Below are 8361 nucleotides of genomic sequence, written 5' to 3'. Positions count from 1 at the left end.
CTCCTTGGTATTTGGTTGCAACTATATTTTATAGGAATGTGATTTCTATGTCTATTTTTTATACATTTCCATACAAAAATAGTGCTGATGATTTCTCACCAACACTATTTATTATAGAACCTTTTTATTTAACTCATAGGCTTTTTTAATAAATATTAGTAACAAATGTAGATAAAAAATAAAAAATGTGAATAACTTTCAAAAATAAAAAGACTTATTCACAAAAATAAAAAGACCCGAGATTTTCTCGAGTCCTAAAATTTAATCACATAGTTTTTTTGTCCGCTGGTAAAAAGGAATCCACAATACCAAGAATGATAGCACCAACAACAGCACCAAGAATTGATACAGTAAATCCATCTACAATTCTACCTGTAATAAATAGAATAATAGCTGCAACTACAAAACCTACAGCTCCTCTACCAAAGGGTGAAGCGTCAATACCTGTGAATTTATTTATAGCCCAGTCTAAAATTCCAATTACAATAGCTGCCATAATAGCAGTTGAATATCCATCTGTTTGAATTCCTATAGAAAGTGCAGAAGTTAAAAGGATAGCTAATCCACTTACAAGGATTTTAATTATTAATTTTATCATAATTTCTCCTCCCAATTTATTTATAGCCATTGAATAAAATTTAAAACAATTTTTATTTAATTTGGGTATAAAAATATGGGAGGTTTGTAATGAAATTTGTAAAAATAGAAGTATTTATCCCAAAAGAAAATACAAAAAAACTAATGGAAAAAATAAATAAAGGCGGATTTTTAAAAGAGGAAAATTATGACTTTTGCTATGCAGAAACTCCAGTTATAGGACATTTTAGACCCATAGAAGGTGCAAATCCATATATAGGAAGTCTTGGAAAAATAGAAGATGTTTTAGAAAATAAAGTTGAATTTAGAATAAGACGAGAAGACTTATCTAAAGTAATGAAAATAATAAAAGAAAATCATCCCTATGAAGTACCAGTTATAAATGTAATAGAGCTCAATAATTCTTAATAAGCATAAAAAATCACCTGCAAAAAGCAAGTGATATGGCGTCCGCGAGAGGAATCGAACCTCCGACCCCACGCTTAGGAGGCGTGTGCTCTATCCTACTGAGCTACGTGGACCTATAAAATAATTGTATATAAAATCTTAATAAGTGTCAATTTTTTTTGACATTTATTAAGATTTTATTTATTAATAAGTTTATTTTGAAAATAGACTTTTACAGCAATTAAGCAGCTTTTTCTATATTTACAAATATTTCCTCAAAGACTCTTTTGAACTTATTAAAAATCCCTCTTTCATAAACTTTATCTTTAACTATTAAATCTGTTGTATATATTAAGTTGTCGTCTTTGTAAAAGCTAATTTTTCCGACGGAAGAGCCTCTTTCAATAGGAGCTTTTAAGTTTTCGTCTATGCTTATTACTTCTTTAAATTTTTCATCGGTTTTTGAGAGAATATAGCCAACTTTTTTTTGGTAAACTGGAATGTTTTCATCTTGAGAGTTGAGAACTTCTATCGTTCTAACTTCTTTTTTTGTATCACCTATGGCATTGTAACCATAATCTTCAAAACCCTTTGTTATAAGTCTTTTGCAAGCTACAAATCTTTCAAAGTCAGAATTAGAACCAGTCGTGATACAAATTAACCTCATATCCTTGGATTTTTCGTCCACACCTTTTTTAAGTCCTGTTAAAATTACACATCTTCCTGCTGCATTTGTGTATCCAGTTTTTAGTCCGTCAACTTCTGGAACAATTCCAAGAACGGGATTTGTGTTATACTCAATGAAATTTCTTTCAGGTTCTTCTAATTTTTCAATATTTGTATATTTTAAAACCTCAGGATGATATTTTAGTAATTCTGATGCCAGTTTAAACATCTCTCTAGTGGTCATCTTATTGTAATCTGTGATCTCATAATTTGTAAGTCCTGTTGGGTTGACCATTAGGGCATTTTTCAATCCAAGATCTTTGCATTTTTCGTTCATCATTTTTACAAAACCATCCGTTGTACCTCCAATATATTTTGCAAGTGCTGTTATGGCATCATTTCCAGATACTACCATGGATGCTTCTATTAATTTTTCTACGCTTACATTATCGCCTTCTTTTAGCTTGAAGGAAGATCCTGTAAGTGATGCTACTTCGTGGTCAATTTTTACTTCGTCATTTAGTGAAATTGTACCATCTTCTACTTTATCTAGGACTACAAATATAGAAACTAATTTTGAAGTTGATGCCATTGCACGAACTTCATCTAAGTTATAACCTTCCATAATTTTTCCTGATTTATAATCTCCAAGTAGATAGGACTTTGTAAGTCCTTCTAAGGGTACATCTTCTAATTTTTTTATTTTATCTGCTTCATATTGGTTTGCTTTTTGCACACCTTGTTTTGTCGGTACTAAAAAGTTTTGATTTCGAATTGCTAAGGGATCTACAACTTGATCTGATTCATTAGTATTCAAATTTTCATTTGTATTTAAACTTGAATTTTCTACTGCCTGATTGTTTTCAGCAATTACGATTGTTGGTGATGTTAAAAATATTATGGCAATAGATAAGTATAGAAGTAATTTCTTCATCTTACACCTCGGCAAATATTGTATCAAATTATAAATAAATTGTAAATTAAAGAGAAATACGCTTTTTTAATAATTTTATAATAGCCAATTTATCGGTATTAGTTATTAATATAAACACTAATGTGTTATAATAAAATTTATAAATTTTATAAATAAATTTATAAGGAGATTTTAATGGATAAACAAAAAATAGAAAAAGCTGTAGAAATGATAATCGAAGCCATTGGAGAAGATAAAAACAGAGAAGGTTTAATTGAAACTCCAGCTAGAATTGCTAGAATGTATGAGGAAATTTTTGCAGGTATAGGTAAAACTGCTGAAGAACATTTGTCAAAAACTTTTGAAATTACTGAAGACAATATAGTCGTAGTAAAGGATATAAATTTTTTCTCAATGTGTGAGCATCATTTTTTACCCTTCTATGGCAAAGCACATATTGCATATATTCCAGATCAAAAAGTTGCAGGTCTTTCTAAAATTGCAAGAACTGTGGAAACTTATGCAAAAAAACCGCAATTGCAAGAAAGACTTAGCATTGAAATAGCCGATGCAATGATGAAATACCTTGAAGCAAAGGGAGTTTTAGTTGTAATTGAGGCTGAGCATATGTGCATGAACATGAGAGGTGTTAAAAAGCCAGGGTCAAAAACTGTTACTTCTGTTTCTAGGGGAGTTTTTGAAACTGATGAAAAACAAAAGCAAGAGGCTTTTAGATTGATTAAATTCTAATGGAAGATATATATTTAAAAGAAACAAATATAATTGTAAAGAGTAAAATCTATAATAATTATTTAAGGGAACTTGAAGAGCTTGAAAGTGATAGGTTCTTCTGTAGACACGATTATGAACATTTTATATCGGTCGCTAGAATTTGCTACATTTTAAAATTAGAGGAAAATGTAGATGTTTGTAAAGACATGATTTATGCCACTGCACTATTGCACGATTTGGGTCGTGTTATTGAAATAAAAGAAGGTGTAAATCATGCCTTGGCATCAGTTACAATTGCAAGAGAAATTTTAAAACTCACAGATTTTTCAGAGGAAGATAAAAAAAGAATTTTAAATTGTATAAGTTATCATAGGAAAAAAGAAAAAGCAGAGGATGAATTTTTTAATATTTTTTATAGAGCAGATAAATTATCTAGAGCTTGTTTTAGATGTCCTGCTTATAAAGAATGCAATTGGAGCTTCCAAAAGAAAAATCACGAAATAATATATTGATGGGAGAATTATGGATTTCATAAATATAAAAGATCTTGAAGTTTATGCAAATCATGGACTTTTTAGAGAAGAAAAAAAACTTGGACAAAAATTTTTAATAAGTGCAAAGATAGGACTTAGTTTTAGAAAATGTGCAATAGAAAAAAACTTGGATGAATCCATAGATTATGGAAAATTATCCCACGAGTTATATGATCTATTTGCAAGTGAAAATGAAGATTTAATTGAGACGCTTGCATATAAATTAACAAAATTTATTTTTGAAAATTATGAAATTGCAGAGTCTGTCGATTTAACTATAAAAAAACCGTGGGCACCAATAAATTTGCCCTTGGACACGGCTTCAGTTAGATGTAATAAAAAGAGAAGAAATTATTATATTGGAATTGGCACAAACCTTGGCGACAGAGAAGGGTATATTAATAGTGCCCTTGAAATGATGGAAGATGAAGGTCTTAAAATTATAGAAAAAGCAAGTATAATTGAGACAAAGGCTTGGGGAAAAATTGATCAGAAAGACTTCTTAAATACAGTTGTAAAGGTAAATTCCTACGAAGATCCCTTGGACTTTCTTCATATTTTACAAAAAATAGAAATTGATTTGGGAAGAGTAAGACATGAAAAATGGGGTGAAAGGACAATTGATCTAGATATTTTATTAATAGATAGAGAAATCCACTTTACAGACGAATTAGTGGTGCCACATCCATATATTGCAGAGCGTGAATTTGTTTTGGAGTCTTTGAACGAACTAATTCCAAATTATTTTCATCCAATATTAAACAAAAAAATAAGCAAACTTTATGAAGAAGTGAAAAATGAAAATTAAGAAAGTTTGTTGCGGATGTCTCACAATTATTTTAGCTTTTTTAGGCATTATTTTTGTCATGAGCTTTTTAATAAATAAAGCATCAGAAAAAAGAGCTTTGGAAGAATTAAATTATAGGGAAACTTATATTGCTGAGACGGCAAATTTAGCAGTAAGAATTGCAAAGAAAAATAAGCTCTTTCCATCAGTTATGATTGCACAGTCAATTCTTGAAAGCAATTGGGGAAAGTCTAAGCTTTCACAAGAATATAATAATTATTTTGGAATAAAGGCAGTTAAAAAAGAGGATGGCATAGTATTTGAGACAGAAGAATATGTGGAGGATGAGGCTGGAAGGTACATGGAGAATTTTAAAAAATATTCTTCAAAAAGAGATTCCTTTAATCACTATGCAAAGCTTCTTACAACAGCAAATAGATATAATAAGGTCAAGACTGCAAAGGATTACAAAGAAGCTGCAAAATATATTCAAGAAGGTGGATATGCAACGGATCCTAATTATGCAAACAAAATAATATCTGTAATAGAAAAATACGACTTAAATAAATACGATGAGCAATAATCTTATTAGAAATTATTTTAATTAGAAGGGAGTATAAATGAATAAAAAATTACAAAACTTAATTCTCGCAATTTCTATAATAATACCCTTTGGATTTCATCTTTCAGGACTAAAAAGTGAGTTAGGTCAAGGAAGTTTCATGTATTCTGTATTTTGGGGAATTATAAATTACTTATTTTTAATGACTACAGCGGATTTTATTTCAAAATTTAATAAAATTTTAAAACTTCCAGGTTTAAAAATTAGAAAGAGAACTTATTTTATAAATATAATTGTTTACATAGGATTTTTGATTTTTGTAAATATATATTTTTTGCAACAGATATATTTAAGAAATGTAAAAATAATAAATTACTTGGCAAGTCCACTAGTTATAATTGGGTTATTTTTATTATTCCTATTTAATCTGCAAAATGGAAAGTTTCTTAAAAAAGAAGAAAAAGAAACAGATATATACGAAATTTCAAAGAAGCGTTCCTTTAGAGATGGCAATGATATTCTTGGAAATGTAGTTGGATCCTATGAACAGGGATTAGTTATAGGAACTTATTACTTCTCTTATGAAAATATGAAATCTATTTCCAAGTCAAAAGACGATGAAATAGTAATAAAGGGAAAAGATGATTCAAAAAATTATATTGTAAAAATTGGTTCTTTAAATTCCGCAAATCAAGTAATTATTGAAGTGAATAATGCTTTAAATCAAGGAAAAATTGACGAGAAAAAAGTAAATTTAAAAAAGATAAAAAACTTTTAGGAAAACATTGACAAAACAACTTTCATGCTCTATACTATAGTTAAGCTAGCTAATGAAAACAAATTGGTAACTAAGAAAAGGTGATTCCAATGAAGATTTTTAATTTATCCCGAAAGGGAAAAGTAGCAAAGTATCTCCTTTGAAAGTAGCTTATTGCTAAAGGTTGAATGCTTAATTTAAGAGATATAGAGCTATAGTTACATAACAATTGAACATTTATACTAAAAGACTCGAAAGGGTCTTTTTTAATTTAATTTTTAAATTCTAAAAGTAAGAAATTAAAAAATAATTTCTAATAAGATTATAAAAGTTCTTGACAAATGAATACAGATAATTTAAAGTGTAAATATAAAGCATATACACTTTAAATTACTTATGTTTTGAAAAACTTTGAGATTGCAAAAGCTTTTCATTCATAGTAAAGTCAAAACAAATAGGAGGTATACAATGAAAAAGAAAATTTTAACTATTTTACTTGTATTAGTAGCTGCAATTACTCTTGGTGCTTGTAGTGCAAACACTACATCTTACCTAGATGCAGCTGAAAAAGTTGGAAACTGGAAGGGAGCAAAGGTTTCAGGAAAATTTGACTATAATATAGAAGTTAAGGACCCTGAAAGTAAAGAAACAATTAAAATTAATTTCCCTGTTACAATGACTGGTGAACAAATTGGAAAAGACAAGGCTCATGTTTTAATGAATATGGACTTTTCAAAGTTCAAAGAAGTAGTCGCTAAACAAGCTAAGTCAGAAGAAGATTTGACAGGTCTAAACAAGGACTTCCCTAACAGTATTAAAATGGATATCTTTGTTAATGGCAACGAAGTTATTATATCAAAGGATATCTTTGCTATTGCTGGAAATGGATTAAAGGACATCAAGGAAGACTATATCTCATTTGCCGACGAAGCAAATGGTCTTTCTCCAAAAGCCACAAAATATTTTAGTTCTGAAGAATTTAAGGCTGATTTGTTAAAGTTAATGAATATTGCTTTTAAAGACGTAAAACAAGGAATTGACTACAAAGTTGAAGGAAATACTTATACTTTAAATGCAACTAGTGATCAAGTCATCGATGAATTTATTAAGGCATCTGATGGAGTTATGAAGAATTGGGATGCTGTTTCAACTAATTTACTTACAATCATTGATAAAGCTGGTATTCCAGTAACTGATGAAGAAAAGAAAGATTTCAAAGAACTTAATAAAAATTACAAAGCAGAAGATTTAAAGAAAGCTGCTAATGAAATTAAAGAAACTGTTAAGGGATCTAGCATTTCTGAAAAGAGCATTTTCGGAGAAAATAAATATACACAAGAAATTGGTGTTAACTTTAATTTTGCTGATTCTATAAAAGTTTCTGTTAAGGGAAATGTTGAAACAATTAAAGATGAAAATGTAAAAATTAACTTCCCTACTTCAGTTAAAAAATTAACTTTAGAAGAATACACGAGTTTAGTAATGCCAAAAATGGATGTAGTTACTGTAAGAGTAAATGGCGAAGACATTACTTTTGAAGATGCAGATGCTCTTCCAAAGATTATAAATGATAGAACTATGCTTGCAGCTCGTACTTTCTATGAAAAAATTGGCGCTAAAGTTGATTGGAACGGAAAAGATAAAACTGTAACTGTAACTAAAGATAATGATAAAGTTATTCTTACAGTTGGAGCAAATAAGGCTCTTGTAAATGGAAAAGAAGTCAAACTTGATTCACCAGCAACTATTATCAATGACAAAACTTATATTCCAGTAAGATTTGTATCCGAAGCTTTTGGTTATAAAGTTAAATACGATGCAAACGAAGGAATGCCAATAGTTGATATTTTTAACATCACAGAAAAAGAACTTGCAGATAAATTAGCAGAAATTGAAAAAGAAGATAATTATAAAATGATTGCTTCTATGAAATCATCTGGTCAAAAAGATGAAGAAATTATAAAGATGCTTAAAGATAGCTACAAGGGTGAAGAATTAGAAAAAGTTCTTGCAGCAAAAGAAGATCTTGATAAAAATCCAGAACTTCTAAAAAAATACCAAGACCAAATTAAAAAGGAAATGGAAGAAATTTTAGGAAAAGATTCTAAAGAAGAAGTAGCTGAAAAGAAAGAAAATAAAGAAGTTAAAGATGAGAAGATTGTTGAAAAAACAGAAAAAACTGCAGAAGAAGCAGCTAAAGTTTTATTTTCAGTAATTAAATAATTAGACAAATTATCCCAAGCCCTTGAGCTTGGGATTTTTATGCTTTTAGATAATACTTTTAAAAGTCTATAAAAAAATTGGTTCTTTGTCAAATAGTGTTGGTGAATAAAAATTAATGATATATGGTTTATGTCTTATGGCTTAAACCATATATTTTTTTATGGTAAAAACATAAAAAAATTCTTAATCTAAAATTATCAAAAG

The 8361-nt window shown here is 28.9% G+C and carries 9 protein-coding genes and 1 tRNA gene; 7 read left to right on the top strand and 3 right to left on the bottom strand.

Annotation, left to right across the window (positions count from 1 at the left end; all coding sequences use genetic code 11):
* Window positions 1-265 precede the first annotated feature (265 nt).
* On the bottom strand, window positions 266-598 hold the full coding sequence (locus HKO22_RS10560; RefSeq protein ID WP_075659711.1) for a phage holin family protein: 333 nt from the start codon (window positions 596-598) through the stop codon (window positions 266-268).
* A gap of 89 nt (window positions 599-687) precedes the next feature.
* On the opposite strand from HKO22_RS10560, the gene cutA reads away from it, so the two are divergent.
* Entirely contained in the window at window positions 688-1005 is a 318-nt protein-coding gene (cutA, locus tag HKO22_RS10555; RefSeq protein ID WP_075659710.1) for a divalent cation tolerance protein CutA, read from the top strand.
* 36 nt (window positions 1006-1041) lie between these two features.
* On the opposite strand, the gene HKO22_RS10550 is transcribed toward cutA, so the two are convergent.
* Both HKO22_RS10550 and HKO22_RS10545 read right to left on the bottom strand, forming a co-directional pair.
* A tRNA-Arg gene (locus tag HKO22_RS10550) sits at window positions 1042-1118 on the bottom strand.
* A 107-nt stretch (window positions 1119-1225) separates the two neighbouring features.
* Window positions 1226-2584, bottom strand: a complete 1359-nt coding sequence (locus HKO22_RS10545; RefSeq protein ID WP_169970500.1) for a D-alanyl-D-alanine carboxypeptidase family protein — start codon at window positions 2582-2584, stop codon at window positions 1226-1228.
* A gap of 174 nt (window positions 2585-2758) precedes the next feature.
* Between HKO22_RS10545 and folE the strand changes: the two genes are divergently transcribed.
* The 6 genes from folE (at window position 2759) to HKO22_RS10515 (ending at window position 8157) form a co-directional block, all read left to right on the top strand.
* On the top strand, window positions 2759-3313 hold the full coding sequence (folE, locus tag HKO22_RS10540; RefSeq protein WP_075659702.1) for a GTP cyclohydrolase I FolE: 555 nt from the start codon (window positions 2759-2761) through the stop codon (window positions 3311-3313).
* Entirely contained in the window at window positions 3313-3807 is a 495-nt protein-coding gene (locus HKO22_RS10535) for an HD domain-containing protein (RefSeq protein ID WP_075659701.1), read from the top strand. Before folE ends, HKO22_RS10535 begins: the two co-directional genes overlap by 1 nt.
* A 10-nt stretch (window positions 3808-3817) precedes the next feature.
* Window positions 3818-4636: a 2-amino-4-hydroxy-6-hydroxymethyldihydropteridine diphosphokinase gene (gene folK / locus HKO22_RS10530; RefSeq protein WP_169970498.1), complete on the top strand. Its 819-nt coding sequence runs from the start codon at window positions 3818-3820 to the stop codon at window positions 4634-4636.
* Window positions 4626-5198, top strand: a complete 573-nt coding sequence (locus HKO22_RS10525) for a glycoside hydrolase family 73 protein (RefSeq protein WP_075659699.1) — start codon at window positions 4626-4628, stop codon at window positions 5196-5198. The genes folK and HKO22_RS10525 overlap by 11 nt, the downstream gene beginning before the upstream one ends.
* A 37-nt stretch (window positions 5199-5235) precedes the next feature.
* On the top strand, window positions 5236-5955 hold the full coding sequence (locus tag HKO22_RS10520; RefSeq protein WP_169970496.1) for a hypothetical protein: 720 nt from the start codon (window positions 5236-5238) through the stop codon (window positions 5953-5955).
* A 447-nt stretch (window positions 5956-6402) separates the two neighbouring features.
* On the top strand, window positions 6403-8157 hold the full coding sequence (locus HKO22_RS10515; protein ID WP_169970493.1) for a copper amine oxidase N-terminal domain-containing protein: 1755 nt from the start codon (window positions 6403-6405) through the stop codon (window positions 8155-8157).
* Window positions 8158-8361 lie beyond the last annotated feature (204 nt).

It is taken from the genome of Peptoniphilus faecalis, from assembly GCF_012976305.1.
GTDB lineage: Bacteria > Bacillota > Clostridia > Tissierellales > Peptoniphilaceae > Peptoniphilus_A > Peptoniphilus_A faecalis.
This window is presented reverse-complemented; position numbering and strand designations above follow the sequence as displayed.